At 40.6% G+C, this 14122-nt stretch carries 15 protein-coding genes; 7 read left to right on the forward strand and 8 right to left on the reverse strand.

Annotated elements, in window-relative coordinates; all coding sequences use genetic code 11:
- Window positions 1–41: 41 nt before the first annotated feature.
- From GWK08_RS06555 to GWK08_RS06565, 3 genes are all read right to left on the reverse strand, one after another.
- Window positions 42–2471, reverse strand: coding sequence for a ribonucleoside-diphosphate reductase subunit alpha (locus GWK08_RS06555; RefSeq protein WP_163606094.1), 2430 nt, complete (start codon window positions 2469–2471; stop codon window positions 42–44).
- 169 nt (window positions 2472–2640) lie between these two features.
- Complete coding sequence (locus GWK08_RS06560; protein ID WP_163606095.1) at window positions 2641–3621, reverse strand: ribonucleotide-diphosphate reductase subunit beta; 981 nt, start codon at window positions 3619–3621, stop codon at window positions 2641–2643.
- Window positions 3622–3861: 240 nt separating this feature from the next.
- Complete coding sequence (locus tag GWK08_RS06565; protein WP_163606096.1) at window positions 3862–4431, reverse strand: DUF3109 family protein; 570 nt, start codon at window positions 4429–4431, stop codon at window positions 3862–3864.
- A gap of 124 nt (window positions 4432–4555) precedes the next feature.
- Between GWK08_RS06565 and GWK08_RS06570 the strand changes: the two genes are divergently transcribed.
- The 3 genes from GWK08_RS06570 to GWK08_RS06580 are packed head-to-tail and all read left to right on the forward strand — an operon-like array spanning window position 4556 to window position 5891.
- Window positions 4556–5128 carry a MarC family protein gene (locus GWK08_RS06570; RefSeq protein WP_163606097.1) on the forward strand — a complete coding sequence of 191 codons (573 nt, stop codon included), beginning with the start codon at window positions 4556–4558 and terminating at the stop codon, window positions 5126–5128.
- Between the two features lie 11 nt (window positions 5129–5139).
- Window positions 5140–5349, forward strand: coding sequence for a hypothetical protein (locus tag GWK08_RS06575; protein WP_163606098.1), 210 nt, complete (start codon window positions 5140–5142; stop codon window positions 5347–5349).
- Window positions 5350–5357: 8 nt separating this feature from the next.
- Window positions 5358–5891, forward strand: coding sequence for a DUF1697 domain-containing protein (locus GWK08_RS06580; RefSeq protein WP_163606099.1), 534 nt, complete (start codon window positions 5358–5360; stop codon window positions 5889–5891).
- A 9-nt stretch (window positions 5892–5900) separates the two neighbouring features.
- On the opposite strand, the gene GWK08_RS06585 is transcribed toward GWK08_RS06580, so the two are convergent.
- The 4 genes from GWK08_RS06585 to GWK08_RS06600 all read right to left on the reverse strand — a co-directional run bounded on the left by GWK08_RS06585 (window position 5901) and on the right by GWK08_RS06600 (window position 8934).
- On the reverse strand, window positions 5901–7520 hold the full coding sequence (locus tag GWK08_RS06585) for a S41 family peptidase (RefSeq protein WP_163606100.1): 1620 nt from the start codon (window positions 7518–7520) through the stop codon (window positions 5901–5903).
- A gap of 3 nt (window positions 7521–7523) precedes the next feature.
- The gene (locus GWK08_RS06590) at window positions 7524–7955 is read right to left on the reverse strand and encodes a deoxycytidylate deaminase (RefSeq protein ID WP_163606101.1); all 432 of its coding nucleotides are present in this window, start codon (window positions 7953–7955) and stop codon (window positions 7524–7526) included.
- Between the two features lie 85 nt (window positions 7956–8040).
- Window positions 8041–8625 (reverse strand): HupE/UreJ family protein, encoded by a 585-nt coding sequence (locus GWK08_RS06595; protein ID WP_163606102.1) that lies wholly within the window; start codon window positions 8623–8625, stop codon window positions 8041–8043.
- Between the two features lie 99 nt (window positions 8626–8724).
- Window positions 8725–8934 carry a hypothetical protein gene (locus GWK08_RS06600; RefSeq protein ID WP_163606103.1) on the reverse strand — a complete coding sequence of 70 codons (210 nt, stop codon included), beginning with the start codon at window positions 8932–8934 and terminating at the stop codon, window positions 8725–8727.
- A gap of 253 nt (window positions 8935–9187) precedes the next feature.
- Here GWK08_RS06600 and GWK08_RS06605 point away from each other — a divergent pair, with 253 nt between their 5' ends.
- A complete protein-coding gene (locus GWK08_RS06605; RefSeq protein ID WP_163606104.1) occupies window positions 9188–10006 on the forward strand; it encodes an OmpA family protein in 819 nt (272 codons plus the stop codon).
- Window positions 10007–10363: 357 nt separating this feature from the next.
- Here the strand turns inward: GWK08_RS06605 and GWK08_RS06610 are convergent, their stop codons facing one another.
- Entirely contained in the window at window positions 10364–11218 is an 855-nt protein-coding gene (locus GWK08_RS06610) for a helix-turn-helix domain-containing protein (protein WP_163606105.1), read from the reverse strand.
- Window positions 11219–11359: 141 nt separating this feature from the next.
- On the opposite strand from GWK08_RS06610, the gene GWK08_RS06615 reads away from it, so the two are divergent.
- The 3 genes from GWK08_RS06615 (at window position 11360) to GWK08_RS06625 (ending at window position 13847) form a co-directional block, all read left to right on the forward strand.
- Complete coding sequence (locus GWK08_RS06615; RefSeq protein WP_163606106.1) at window positions 11360–11602, forward strand: helix-turn-helix domain-containing protein; 243 nt, start codon at window positions 11360–11362, stop codon at window positions 11600–11602.
- A gap of 564 nt (window positions 11603–12166) precedes the next feature.
- Window positions 12167–12850, forward strand: coding sequence for a hypothetical protein (locus GWK08_RS06620; protein WP_163606107.1), 684 nt, complete (start codon window positions 12167–12169; stop codon window positions 12848–12850).
- A gap of 643 nt (window positions 12851–13493) precedes the next feature.
- Window positions 13494–13847 (forward strand): hypothetical protein, encoded by a 354-nt coding sequence (locus tag GWK08_RS06625; protein ID WP_163606108.1) that lies wholly within the window; start codon window positions 13494–13496, stop codon window positions 13845–13847.
- Window positions 13848–14122 lie beyond the last annotated feature (275 nt).

The following is a 14122-nucleotide window of genomic DNA, read 5'->3' on the forward strand; positions in this document are numbered from 1 at the left end:
TTACACCTCCCTTTTCCGGTTAAGTTCAAACAGATTAATAATTAAGAACCACACATAAGACAATCGTCATCCTCGCTTTCGCGGGATTTTGCCAGCATTTCTTTCAACTCCTGGGGCGTCAGAGGTTCTACCGGAACCTGAGAGGGCTTATTCATGGCAGGTTGTGCCACGCTTGCCGTACTTGCTACCGGTTCTGATTTTTTCGTATTATCCAGGGTAAATTTAATCGCATCTACCGCAGATTTGGTCCTAAGGTAATACATTCCTGTCTTTAATCCACTTTTCCAGGCATAAAAATGCATAGAAGTCAGTTTAGCGAAGGTTGCACCCTCCATAAACAGGTTGAGCGACTGCGACTGATCTATAAAATACCCTCTGTGACGTGACATATCTATAATATCCTTCATACTCAATTCCCATACGGTCTTGTACAGATCTTTTATATCCTGAGGGATACCGTCTATATGCTGTATAGAACCGTTTGCCCGCATCAGCTCTTGCTTCAGATCTTCATTCCACAGTCCTAAGTTAACCAAATCTTCCAATAAATGTTTATTTACTACGATAAACTCACCGGATAGTACCCTTCTGGTGTAAATATTAGAAGTATAAGGCTCAAAACATTCGTTATTTCCAAGGATCTGAGAGGTAGAAGCGGTTGGCATTGGTGCCACTAAAAGAGAGTTTCTCACTCCGTGCTTCTTAACATCCTTTCTCAATTTACCCCAGTCCCAGCGACCGCTCAATTCATCATCTTTAATTCCCCACATATTGTGCTGGAACTCACCTTCAGAGATCGGCGATCCTTTATAAGTTTCATAAGGCCCGTCTTTCTTGGCTTCTTCCATAGAAGCTGTTACTGCCGCAAAGTAAAGGGTCTCGAATATTTCCTGGTTTAGTTTTTTAGCTTCATCACTTGTAAAAGGCATTCTTAGCATGATAAAGGTATCAGCAAGTCCCTGAACTCCCAAACCTACCGGTCTGTGACGGAAGTTCGAGTTTTGAGCCTCTATCACCGGATAGTAATTCCTGTCGATTACCCTGTTAAGGTTTTTGGTTACCCTTTTAGTTACCTTGAAAAGTTCTTTATGATCAAACTCCCCGTTCTTAACAAACATCGGAAGTGCTATGGATGCCAGGTTACAAACAGCTACCTCATCCGGAGACGTATATTCAAGTATTTCTGTACAAAGGTTGGATGAACGGATAGTTCCCAGGTTCTTCTGGTTGGATTTCCTGTTGGCCGCATCCTTGTAAAGCATATAAGGAGTTCCTGTTTCAATTTGCGATTCCAGGATCTTCTCCCAAAGCTCTCTCGCCTTGATAGTCTTTCTTCCTTTTCCGGCCTTTTCGTATCCTTCGTACATTTTTTCAAACTCATCGCCATAGCTATCAAAAAGTCCCGGGCATTCGTTAGGACACATCAGCGTCCATGTTCCGTCTTCCTGTACCCTCTTCATAAACAGATCGGGCATCCACATTGCGTAAAAGAGGTCACGCGCACGCATCTCTTCCTTACCGTGGTTTTTCTTCAGGTCGAGGAAATCAAAAATATCTGCATGCCACGGTTCTACATAGATGGCAAAACTCCCTTTTCTTTTTCCACCTCCCTGATCTACATAACGTGCCGTATCGTTAAACACCCGTAGCATTGGCACGATCCCGTTAGAAGTTCCGTTCGTACCACCTATGTAAGATCCTGTAGCACGTATATTGTGAATAGACAATCCTATCCCTCCCGCAGACTGAGAGATCTTGGCTGTCTGTTTTAGCGTATCGTATATTCCGTCTATACTGTCATCCTTCATGGTTAGAAGAAAGCAAGACGACATTTGCGGTTTTGGCGTTCCGGAGTTAAAAAGCGTAGGCGTCGCGTGAGTGAAGTACTTCTTGGACATCAACTCGTAGGTCTCTATCACACTGTCTATATCATCCAGGTGAATTCCCACGGAAACCCTCATCAGCATGTGTTGCGGACGCTCTGCTATCATTCCGTTGATCTTGAGAAGGTACGATCGCTCCAGCGTTTTAAATCCGAAGTAATCATAACCGAAATCGCGATTGTAAATGATCGTGGAGTCCAGGGTCTCGGCATTATCCATGATCACTTTATAAACTTCATCCGAAAGCAATGGTGCTTTTTTATTGGTTCTCGGATTTACGTAGTTATACAGATCGGTCATGGTCTCTGAGAACGACTTCTTGGTATTCTTATGCAGGTTGGATACCGATATCCTTGCTGCGAGACGTGCGTAATCCGGATGGGTGGTCGTCATTGTGGCGGCTATCTCGGCAGCCAGATTATCCAGCTCCGAAGTGGTGACCCCATCGTACAATCCTTCAATAACCCTCATGGCTACCTTTACAGGATCTACCAGGTCGTTTAACCCATAACACAATTTTCTAACCCGCGATGTGATCTTATCGAACATCATCGGCTCTTTTTTTCCATCTCTTTTAACTACGAACATGCCTAATTATATTTTAATTTAAACCCTAATTTTATCTCTTAAGTCGAAAAACCTGTTATAAGACATTCCACAGTCCGATCAGAATAAACCATTCTCAACCGGAATCAATAAATATCAATCCTAAGAATTTAACAGGTAGTTTGGTTAGTTGCTTCCTGCAGAGAAGACCCTAAAAGTCTTCATCAAAGCTTATCTTATCAGCTCCGGTATCGTTGTTTAATACACCCGCCTTCTGATATTCGGACACCCGCTTCTCAAAGAAGTTGGTTTTCCCCTGAAGGGAGATCATATCCATAAAATCAAAAGGATTGGTTGCGTTATACTCTTTTTCGCAACCCAGCTCAACAAGGAGTCGGTCTGTTACAAACTCCAGATATTGCGTCATTAGTTTAGCATTCATTCCGATAAGACTTACCGGCAGAGATTCGGTAACGAATTCTCTTTCTATATTCAATGCATCAACTATGATCTCTTTAATTCTTTCTTTTGGCACCTTATTTACCAGGTGTTTGTTGTGAAGGTGAACGGCAAAGTCGCAGTGCATACCTTCATCACGGGAGATCAACTCATTGGAGAAGGTCAATCCCGGCATCAATCCTCTTTTCTTCAACCAGAAAATAGAGCAAAAAGCTCCTGAGAAGAAGATCCCTTCAACCGCTGCAAAAGCAATCAGTCTTTCCGCGAAACTCGGAGATTCAATCCATTTTAATGCCCATTGCGCTTTCTTCATAATGGCCGGAAAAACCTCGATAGCTTTAAAAAGCTTATCCTTTTCTACCTCATCCTTAACATAGGTATCGATAAGAAGAGAGTAGGTCTCCGAGTGAATATTTTCCATCATGATCTGGAAACCATAAAAGAATTTGGCTTCCGAATACTGAACTTCATTTACAAAATTCTCGGCTAAGTTCTCGTTTACTATCCCGTCTGATGCAGCAAAAAACGCCAGGATATGTTTGATGAAATAACGCTCATCATCATTCAGTTTATTATTCCAATCGCTCAGGTCCTGATGTAGGTCAATTTCCTCAGCCGTCCAAAAACAAGCCTCCATTTTTTTATACCACTCCCATAAATCGTGGTGCTGGATAGGGAAAATGACAAATCGATCTTTATTTTCTTGTAAAATCGGTTCTACTGCTGCGGACATCTTTTTAGTTTTTAAGGAATTAACGAATTTCTATTTGGGGTGACTTGGGACTAACAAAGATTGAAAATTGTTGGTGAAATTGAAAGGGTGAAGTAGTGTTAAAATAATAAAGTTTTTAACATGGGTTGTTGAAATCTGTACTCCATAGCCATGGTTACTGGGCTGTTAAGAAATTGTTAAGCAAGCAACAAAACGGCAGTCTATTTTTGAAGTTGTAAGAGAGGCTAAAACAACTGAAGGTTATTTCTTAATTTTTTCTGCTACTTCTTCCAGTTCGGCATACCAGTCGGCGCCGAATTTCCGGATCAGGGCCTGTTTTACAAATTTGTAAACCGGCACTCCCAGTTCTTTTCCCAGGCTACAGGCATCATCGCAGATATTCCATTTATGGTAGTTAACCGCAGCAAATTCGGAATATTGCTTTACCCTTACCGGGTACAAATGACAGGAAACAGGTTTTTTCCATTCCACTTCTCCCTGATTATAGGCTTCTTCAATTCCGCAAAGGGCTGTTTTCTTTTCGTCGAAGATCACATAAGCACATTCGCTCCCGTTTACCAGAGGGGTTTCCCATTCGCCGTCCCAACCTTTTACATGAGTCCCCTGTTCTTCTATAGCAGCGACCCCTTCTTTTCTTAAAAAGGGCTTTACTTTAGGGTAGATCTCCTCCAGTATCTTTACTTCTTCCTCATCAAGCGGAGCTCCGGCTTCACCATCCACACAGCAGGCCCCTTTGCAGGCTGTTAAATTGCATACAAAGTCGTTTTCGAGGATCTCTTCTGATATTATGGTCTTTCCCAGTTGAAACATGGGGCAAAGATACTTTTATTTGGTAAAAATCAAGGGTCGGCAGCAAATGAAATTTTCAGCGGTTTTTCTGTTAAAATTGATTGGGGAATTCATAATTTTGCGCGGAAATAAAAAACTGATAACTATGCAATTAGACATCAAAGAAATAAGCGCTTCGGCAATGGTTCTCTTTGCCGTGATCGATATAATCGGAAGCATTCCTATTATTATTGGCCTGCGATCTAAGGTAGGGCATATTCAATCTGAAAAGGCTTCGATCGTTGCTGCCGTTATTATGGTTGCTTTTTTATTTGTGGGAGAAGAGATCCTGAATCTAATAGGCATTAATGTAAATTCATTTGCCGTAGCCGGGGCCATCATCATTTTTTTCCTCGCCATAGAAATGATCCTCGGAATACGATTGTATAAAGACGATGCGCCGGAAACAGCATCTATCGTTCCGCTGGCATTTCCCCTGATAGCAGGAGCAGGAACACTTACCTCTCTCCTTTCGCTGAGAGCGGAATATCACGTTGAAAATATTATTGTCGGGATCGTCATCAACATCCTGTTTGTGTATATAGTCCTTAAGATGTCTAAACGGATTGAAAAATTCCTCGGAAAATCGGGAATCGGAGTGATCCGTAAAATTTTTGGCGTAATTTTGCTGGCAATAGCAGTAAAGCTGTTTACTGAAAATGTTTCTCAATTATTTTAATGATTTTACAAATGAGAATTTTAACTGTCATATTGATCGTTCTGGCTGTTTGCCTGATAGGATATAATGTTACCCGTCTGGATTTTAATGCACTTTTTGAAGGAGACAGCATGGTTGCCGTGATCGGGATCGTGGCTTCATTATGTGCCATTTTACTCCTTCTTATCTTTACAGTCTCCAAGAAGATAGAGAAGAAGGTAAAAGAAGGGAACCGGGCTTAATCAGTATCATGACTAAATGGATCGTACTCTTAAGAGGCATTAATGTAAGCGGGCATAAGCTCATTAAAATGGCACTTTTAAGGGAGATCCTGGAGCAACACGGATTTAAATCTGTAAAGACCTATATCCAGAGCGGGAATATTGTTTTCGAATCTGAAGAAAGCAATGAAAACCGTACTGCCGGGCATATAGAATCTATTCTTTTAAAAGAGTTTGGCTATGAGGTTCCTACCATGGCCATAGAGCACAGCTCTTATGCAGAAGTTATAGAAAGAAACCCTTTTAAGGAGCATACTTTCGGAGAACACGAAAGGCTTTATGTATCTTTTTTAAAGGAGGCACCATCCGGGGAAGCAAAAGCCGAACTGCAGGCTTTCAGCAATGAGGATGAACGCTTTGTGGTAGGGAAACAGGAAGTGTATGTGTTATGCAACAAGCTGGCTAAAAAGCTTAACTATTCGAATACTTTTATAGAAAAGAAATTAAAAACAAGGGCTACCACCAGGAACTGGAATACGGTAAACAAGATCTATCAATTGTAAAGGGAAAAGCTATTCCGAAGCTTCGACGGTCTCTTCTTCATTCTCAGTACTGATCTCAATGACTTTTCTGATCATCTCATCGTCGTCATCAAGGATCTGTTCGTAGGCATTCGAACCGTAAAGCTGCTCTGCAATGGTGGCTTTCATGTATTTCTTAAGGATCTCTCCGTATTTCCCGAAATTCATGACCACTCTTCTGGCAGTGGCATATTCGATAAAATCTTCCACAAGCCTGTCATCCAGCTCTACTTCATCAATAAATTGCTCCTGGTTATAGGCAAAGAAACGGTTTCGGTTCTTATCGAGGTATTCAAAAATAAAATAGGACATAAATCCGGACTCCAGAACAATATTCAGTTGTTCTTCTTCCCTGCTCTTGGTGAGGGGAACAAACACATCGGGAATGATCCCTCCGCCACCGTAAACGATCTTTCCTCCCGGGGTTCTGAATTTAAGGGAATCTGCCACTTCAATACTGTCTGCAGACCTCAACTCTCCGTTTTTATATCTTTTGTAGTAATCTTTGTAATAGTCTTCCACCCCGTTTTCATAGGAACGCTGAATGGATCTCCCCGTCGGGGTATAATATCTTGAGATGGTAAGACGCACCGCCGAACCATCCGGCAACGGCATTTCTCTTTGCACCAGGCCTTTTCCAAAAGACCTGCGTCCCACGATCGTACCTTTATCATTATCCTGAAGGGCACCGGCAACGATCTCACTGGCAGAAGCCGAGCGTTCATTGATCAATACATAGACATGGCCCTTTTCAAAATCGCCTTTTTTAGTAGCAAAGCTCCTTTCGATGGTTCCTTTCTTGTTCTTCGTAAAGAGGATCAGTTTATCGTCTTCCAGGAACTCGTCGGCCATCTGCTCTGCAATCCCCAGGTAACCTCCCGGGTTATCCCTCAGGTCCAGAGCCAATTTTTTCGCCCCCTGTGCTTTAAGTTTCATAAGGGCCGATTTGAACTCCCTGTATGTAGATTCAGCAAAGCGGTTTACTTTTATATATCCCAGGTCATCGGTCAGCATATAATGAGCATCAACACTTTTGATAGGAACATTGGCTCTTTTAACCTTAACCTCAAGGTTTTCTGCGGTTTCCTTCCTGTAGATCCCTAAGGTAACCGGTGTTCCGGCCTTCCCCTTAAGTTTCCCAACGATCTCCTCGCTCTTTAATTCCTTTCCGAAAAGAGCTTCCCCGTTAGCGGTAAGGATACGGTCTCCCGCCTTTATTCCTTCCACTATACTCGGACCTCCTTCTATGGCCCTGATAACAGAGATAGTATCTTTATACATATAAAAGCTGATCCCGATCCCTACAAAATCTCCTTTCATATTATCACTTTCCCTTTCCATATCCTTTTTGGGAATATAAACGGAATGCGGATCGAGTTTATCGAGGATATTATTTACCGTAACATCTACAATACTATCGGTATTTACATCGTCTACATATTCGTAATCGATATAATCTATAAGCCTGTTAAGCTTGTCTTTTTTAGAATTTGTTGTAAAGAGTTTTTCCGGGCTGTCGTCGAAATGAAGTTTCCCGCCAATAAAGATCCCGGCCGCTAATGCTGCAGCTATAATAAGCGGGAGCCAAAAATAGTTCTTCCTGTTCACCATAGTTCAATCATCAAGATGGGGAATATGTTTTAATTCAACGCCAGCTTTCGCCAGAAATTGTAAACCCGAATCATCTTTATATGCCTGCTGATACACTACCCTTCTTATTCCCGCCTGATGTACAAGCTTACTGCACTCCTTACAGGGAGACAGGGTAATATAGAGGGTGGCGTCCTCACAGGATTGCGTAGAGGCTGCTACTTTTAGAATGGCATTGGCCTCGGCATGTAATACATACCATTTTGTATAGCCTTCTTCATCCTCGCAAACATTTTCAAATCCGGTAGGAGTACCGTTATATCCGTCAGAAATGATCATTCTGTCTTTTACAATAATCGCGCCAACCTGTTTTCTTTTGCAATGGGAGAGTTTTCCCCATTCTCTCGCCATTTTTAAGTAAGCTTTATCGTATCGTTCCTGTTTTTTTCCTGACATAAATGGTACTGCCTAAGCTGTTAAACGAATATATAAGGTTCTGAGGGCATTATCAAGCTGCCGACTTGTAAATTTATGCTAAAATTTAAAACGGCCAGGTCTCTCTAAGCATCGGAATAACAAATCCCAGGACAATTCCGGAAACCACCAGGATCCATTCCTTTTTGCTAAACCTGAAAATACTGTGCGCTACAAAACTCAGCACCAGTACAATTAAAACCACAATTACCTGTGCGGCCTCTATCCCCAGTGCAAACTCCAGGGTAGGTAACAGTTTACTGTCTGCCGCTGCCACGATCTGCCGGAAATAGTTAGAAAACCCGAAGCCGTGTATCAGCCCGAAAAAGAGGGTCGTAAAAAAGGTAACTCCCCATTTTTCTTTGGCATTCACCTTCCCGGCTGTAAAAATATTGAACACAGCAGTGATAAAAATTGTCAAAGGTATCAAGAATTCTATCAACCTCACACTAAAGCTCACTATGTTATATACGGAGAGAAGCAGGGAAAAGGTATGACCGATCGTAAAAATTGTTACCAGCCAGATTACACGCTTCCAGTCCTTAAAGGCATACGGAATGGTAAGGGCAACAAAAAAGAGTACATGATCATAGGCATCGATATCCAGGACATGAGTCAGTCCTAACTTGAAATAAAACCAGAATTGCGACATTTTTTATTTGTTTGAGGAATCCCAAACATACGACAAAAAAATAAGATGCGGGAGGTGAAAAAGGCGGGAATAAAATTCCCCGCCCTCTATGTAAATTGTTTAAAATCCTAGTCCCGGAACGGGTGCAGATCCATCGGGGCAAATGGCGTCACAATCAACTATCTCAATTTCCTCATTTCCTGACCTTCCTACTACTATACAACCACAACCTTCGGCCGGTGGCGGAAAAGGAAAGCCTCCCCCTACTTTTTTAAGTTCTTCTTTGTTTAGCGTTCTTGCGCCCTTCAGTTTTAAAATGTTCTTTAACATTTCTAATAAAATTTAAAGTTTTAGTAATACCTGAACAATTATAGACACTCAGGCCCTGTGTCTGTATTGTTCTGTTGAGAGGGCTAACAATATGAATGGAAAAATAAGGCAGCAGGCAGCTGCTTCTTAACAAAAATACAGAATTTTCCTTATTTGTGTATTATGTCTTTTTTAACACCGGAAGATATGTGTTTGGGGATGGCATTCGGGAAAAAGTTTTAATTTAGCAGTGGTAATAAAAACGATTTGGCTTATGAAAAAAATTACGCTATTTACTTTAATGTTACTATGTACCGGCTTCCTGGCCCATGCCCAGAAGAAGAAGGAACTATTGGAAGAGATCGAACAACTGAGATCAAAACTTCAGAACACGGAAACGGCCCTCGCAGAGTCTCAGAAGAATGAAAAGATAAGCTCGGCCAAATTATCATCTGCAGAAGAGCAACTCACCAGTCTTAAGGAAACCAATGCCTCTCTACTGAGCAACCTGAACAACTTTACGGAAGTATCCAAAAAGAAATCGGATAATGTTAGTAAAACCCTGGAGAGTCTAAGGGAAAAAGAAAGGCAGTTAAAAGTGATCAACGATGCGCTATCCTCTAATGACTCCATTAAACTGGCAGTGTTTTCGGCCTTTAAGAATGCGGTGGGAGCGGATGCTCAGATCGGGATCAAGGGAGGTGTGATCATGATCAATATTTCCAATACGCTGCTTTTTGGTGATAACGACAAAAATTATATGGTTGAGGATAAGGCCAAAGGTCTTCTTGAACGTATAGGAACTGCACTTAATAACAGTCCGGATATAAAGATCACCATAGAGGGTAACAGTAATGCTCTGGAGTTTAAAGACAAGTCTTTGCTGGACAACTGGGATCTGAGCGCCAGACAGGCCGCCTCGGTGGTAAGGGTTCTGGAAACCGATTATAAGGTAGATCCCAAACGTATGGATGCCATGGGAAAAAGTCAGTACGGATCGGATGCGCTGAGTATCGAAACCTCAACCCGTATAGTTATTCATCCTAAGTTTGATGAATTCTACAGCCTGATCCGGGAGAATATGAAGAATTAGCCCCGATAGCTATCGGGGTGGGGAATGTTGGGTTTTAAATTTTAAATTCCAGGCATCAAATTCCAAATTCCAGTTCTTATACCATTAGGATTTTATTTCGAGTTTCTGGTTTTAGGTTTCATGTTATATAACCTAACAATCACCTTTGTGCTCCGCCCGCGTGCCGCAAAAGCTTGTGTCTCCACTAAAGTTTGTGCCTTGGCTAAAGCTACGGCGACATGCAGACGATGACATGTGGATAGCGGAGGAGTATCAAATTCAGAAGTGAGAAATGTTGAATTTTAAGTGTTGAATGTTAAATATTTGACATTCGAGCTAAATGCTAATTGCTAACAACCAACAACCACTTACTAACAACTAAACCGATCCTTCGGCATTCTTTCTGCTTCTGACCATTTCGCGGTATTTTGCGGGAGTGGTTCCCGTATGTTTTTTAAAAGTGCTGTAGAAAGTGCCTTCGGTATTAAAGCCTACTTCCTTACCTACAACCGAGATCTTATAACGGCCAAAGCCCGGGCTACTTAGTATTTTTTTGGCCTCTTCCACTCTGTAGCTATTGACAAAGTCGATGAATTTTTTGCCTGTAACCTGATTGATCAGCTTGGAAAGAGTAGAGGTATTGGTCTCCAGTTTTTTGGCAAGCAGGTACATGCTGAGATCACCGTCTTTATAGATCTTTCTTTCCTCCATGTCTTTCCTTAACTTTTTAAACAGCGGATGCTTATCGGTATAAAAAACACCTCTTACCCTTCGTTTCGGCTCCACCATCCTGGCAAAATCGGATTTTACTGACCAGTTCTCCAGTTTTTTAAAGTTTTGCAGCAGTTCCCTTACCTCTATAAGGTGATCATTGATAAGGATGCCATTCTGCTCCCAGCCACGGTCTTCCAACAGCTTTGTATCTTCTGAGGAAGGGGTGATAAGGATACGGTGGTCTATGATATAATACCTGCGATGGAAATAACCGTAACTGAGCTTCCCGCCCTTTTCGGCAAAAACCTTAAGGGATTGGTATACGGATGCATTCATTCCCCCTTTCGGAAGGATAATACGTATGTCAAGGCCCTGGTCCAGTTTGTTTATCAGAATGTCCATAAGTTCACTATCGGTGATACGCAGTTCTACCACATAAATGGCAAACTGGGCCTTTTTAAGCTGATCCCAGATCGTCTGTCTTATATTCTTTCTGATAATATGTCCGGATCCTAGCATACGCTTACTTCTGATTCTCACAACAACTGATATTCCCTTTGCTCACTTCAACCGGCCTTTCTTGGATTTTTCTGTTTTTTTAGTTAAAAAATAGGCAAATTTGCCTATTTTATTGTATCCTGAGTCCACGAATTTTACTTTGTGGAGTATTTAAAGGATAAGGCCCTCTTGGAGGCATTCGGCAACAACCTAAGGAGATTACGGAAAGAAAAGGGGTTTACACAGGAAAAACTCGCTTTTGAGATCGGTATAGAGATCTCTCAGATCAGCAGGATAGAAAGAGGGATCCTCAATACTTCCGTCAGTACCGCCAATGCCATATCCAAAGCGCTTAAAGTTCCGATCAGGGAACTTTTCGATTTCGACAGGGATCGGCTTTCCTAAAAACCACAGATCCACCCTTCAATCCCACTTCAACTTTAAAATTCTTCTGTACAACAATAAGTTACAAGTTTCTTTTTGTGTAAATATAGTAAATTTCCTCTTAATAAACGTAAAAAATTACTTTTCTTGTAAGTTTTTACCTATTTTCTAATAATAATCTTATAGAATACTACCATTTCCTATGTTAGTGCTCGTCTATGGCTAGTATAAGCTCTTAAAGATCCCGTTGGTGCAGTCCCGATAACTATCGGGATGTAATCCGTGTCACAATAGGTTTAATCATTGAGTAAAATATCATTATATGGTTTCCCTTCTCCCAGGTGGGAGAAGGTCAGCCTGCTCGCAGGTCGGGATGAGGGGCAGGCAGGTAATCTTTCTATCCTATGACAAATTCATCAAAAGCCACCTTCAAAAGAGGATAAGAAAAAATATTTAATACATGTAGATTTATTCTTTCAAAAATCCGTAATAATTTTGTGGTTTATCATCAGCCAATACTTATAATTAGTAGGTATCTTGTGCATATTGAAAACACAATTGTATTAACCCAAAAACTTTAGTAAAATGAAATTAAAATTGTTTCAATTGTTATTAGTATTATTGGTGCTAAGCTATTCATGTACCAACGAAAGCAATGTTGAAGAAGATCTATTAACTTCTCCTCCAGGCAATATTGAAGGTGTAGTTACCCCAAATCTTCCCGGGCCCAGTAGCGGCGGGATAGGGGTAATAGGCGTCATTTTTGAGGATGTTGCCTGTTTTAACAGTCAGGGGATCCTGGGCTATCGGTATAAACTTCATGCCGCAGCCATAGAAGGGACAAAACCCTACGACAGAATCGTGCATATCTCCGTTATTAAAACCACGAATGGTATATCCAGTGAAATAGAAGGGAAATCCCTTCTTATACCGGCAAATGCACATTCATCGGAAGCTGTATATGTGTTTACAAATATTCACACCTATGCTATCGGAGCTGTTCAGGTGTGGGTAGACTCTATAGTAAGAGCAGATGGTGCTCCGGATGCTACCGTTTATACTACATATAACGGTAACTATACCATAAATAATTGCTTTGAAACCAATACCGGAGGCGGAGGTAGTCCATGCGGAAGTGGTGTCGGTGAAAGTGGTGGTCCTGGCGAGACCGGTAGTAACGATGCGGATGGAGATGGTATTTGTTCCGGAATAGATCCCAACGATAATGATCCTTGTATTCCAGGACCCAGCCCTGCCTGTAACAGTTAAAAGAAACACAGATTTTATCTGAAGAGCAGCTAATCTTTAGCCTGGTCATAAAATTCAAAAAACCATCCTTAACAGGGATGGTTTTGTTTTTATTTGATTCCGCACAAGTTACAAACTTGCGCTAACAGGGGGTTAGACATTTTAAAAAAATCGTTCCTGTTTTTTCTGCTCGTTTTGATATAACGAGGCGTTATAGTATCTTGTTTTATTTCTCTAAAGTATGTTTTGTTTCCCTAAAGTATGTTTTGTTTCCCTAAAGTATGTTTTGTTTCCCTAAAGTATGTTTTGTTTCCCTAAAGTATGTTTTGTTTCCCTAAAGTATGTTTTGTTTCCCTAAAGTATGTTTTGTTTCCCTAAAGTATGTTTTGTTTCCCTAAAGTATGTTTTGTTTCCCTAAAGTATGTTTTGTTTCCCTAAAGTATGTTGCTTAACAATAACTGCTTGGTACTCTACTGGGTAGCTATAACCTCATTATGTAAAGTAGTGAAGCTGCCTGTCTCAGGCAGGGCAACACATTCGCTTACCCTCTCCTCATATTTCATAGGATTAGTTTGACGAGAATTTAGCGTCATTATTCGCTATGATTTGATGTTTTTGATCACATAGGATATTACTAATATCTTTATAGAAAAACTTAACAGTTATGCAAACACAACAGGAAGAAAATTACACCGTAGAAAAAGTCTTAAAAAACTTAAAGAATCATATAAAAACTAAGTACAATAAAAATTTCCCAGAAGGAGATTTAATCAAAGATCACACTACTAATTTCATAAAAGATAGGATTGGTTACTCAAACGCTCCAGTATTTTTTAACCCATCTAATTATCCACTATCTCTTTTCTTAGAATGGAAAGAGTTTATTATAGATCAGCTTGAACTATTAGATGATAAAAAGTACAATAAATATAATAATACCGACAATGAGAGCTTGCATAAAGTAATAAACTACATAAAAAACATGCAAAAAACTATTAAAAAAGGTGATTATATCTGATAAATACCCTAACCTTCTAAAGATAAACATTCCTCCTTTCCTTACAACAACAAAAAACCGCCTCCCAAAATGAGAAGTGGTTTTGTTTTTATTCTACCCCATACAAGTTATAAACTTGCGCTAGGTAATCTCTATTTCAAAAAAATGATAAAATAGGAAAAACAATTCAACAGAACATGTATTATTATAGAATAGATTATTCCGTAGTTGATTCTAATAAAGGTGAAATATAGTGCTCCTAAGCTTTGAATTATAAAAACAATAATAAAGTGACT

This window comes from Leptobacterium flavescens, from assembly GCF_010671605.1.
Lineage (GTDB): Bacteria > Bacteroidota > Bacteroidia > Flavobacteriales > Flavobacteriaceae > Leptobacterium > Leptobacterium flavescens.

What these genes read in the sequence shown, in the direction of transcription:
- GWK08_RS06555 (WP_163606094.1), bottom strand. Translation starts at nt 2,471, where the DNA reads ATGTTCGTAGTTAAAAGAGATGGAAAAAAAGAGCCGATGATGTTCGAT.
- GWK08_RS06560 (WP_163606095.1), bottom strand. Translation starts at nt 3,621, where the DNA reads ATGTCCGCAGCAGTAGAACCGATTTTACAAGAAAATAAAGATCGATTT.
- GWK08_RS06565 (WP_163606096.1), bottom strand. Translation starts at nt 4,431, where the DNA reads ATGTTTCAACTGGGAAAGACCATAATATCAGAAGAGATCCTCGAAAAC.
- GWK08_RS06570 (WP_163606097.1), top strand. Translation starts at nt 4,556, where the DNA reads ATGCAATTAGACATCAAAGAAATAAGCGCTTCGGCAATGGTTCTCTTT.
- GWK08_RS06575 (WP_163606098.1), top strand. Translation starts at nt 5,140, where the DNA reads ATGAGAATTTTAACTGTCATATTGATCGTTCTGGCTGTTTGCCTGATA.
- GWK08_RS06580 (WP_163606099.1), top strand. Translation starts at nt 5,358, where the DNA reads ATGACTAAATGGATCGTACTCTTAAGAGGCATTAATGTAAGCGGGCAT.
- GWK08_RS06585 (WP_163606100.1), bottom strand. Translation starts at nt 7,520, where the DNA reads ATGGTGAACAGGAAGAACTATTTTTGGCTCCCGCTTATTATAGCTGCA.
- GWK08_RS06590 (WP_163606101.1), bottom strand. Translation starts at nt 7,955, where the DNA reads ATGTCAGGAAAAAAACAGGAACGATACGATAAAGCTTACTTAAAAATG.
- GWK08_RS06595 (WP_163606102.1), bottom strand. Translation starts at nt 8,625, where the DNA reads ATGTCGCAATTCTGGTTTTATTTCAAGTTAGGACTGACTCATGTCCTG.
- GWK08_RS06600 (WP_163606103.1), bottom strand. Translation starts at nt 8,934, where the DNA reads ATGTTAAAGAACATTTTAAAACTGAAGGGCGCAAGAACGCTAAACAAA.
- GWK08_RS06605 (WP_163606104.1), top strand. Translation starts at nt 9,188, where the DNA reads ATGAAAAAAATTACGCTATTTACTTTAATGTTACTATGTACCGGCTTC.
- GWK08_RS06610 (WP_163606105.1), bottom strand. Translation starts at nt 11,218, where the DNA reads ATGCTAGGATCCGGACATATTATCAGAAAGAATATAAGACAGACGATC.
- GWK08_RS06620 (WP_163606107.1), top strand. Translation starts at nt 12,167, where the DNA reads ATGAAATTAAAATTGTTTCAATTGTTATTAGTATTATTGGTGCTAAGC.
- GWK08_RS06625 (WP_163606108.1), top strand. Translation starts at nt 13,494, where the DNA reads ATGCAAACACAACAGGAAGAAAATTACACCGTAGAAAAAGTCTTAAAA.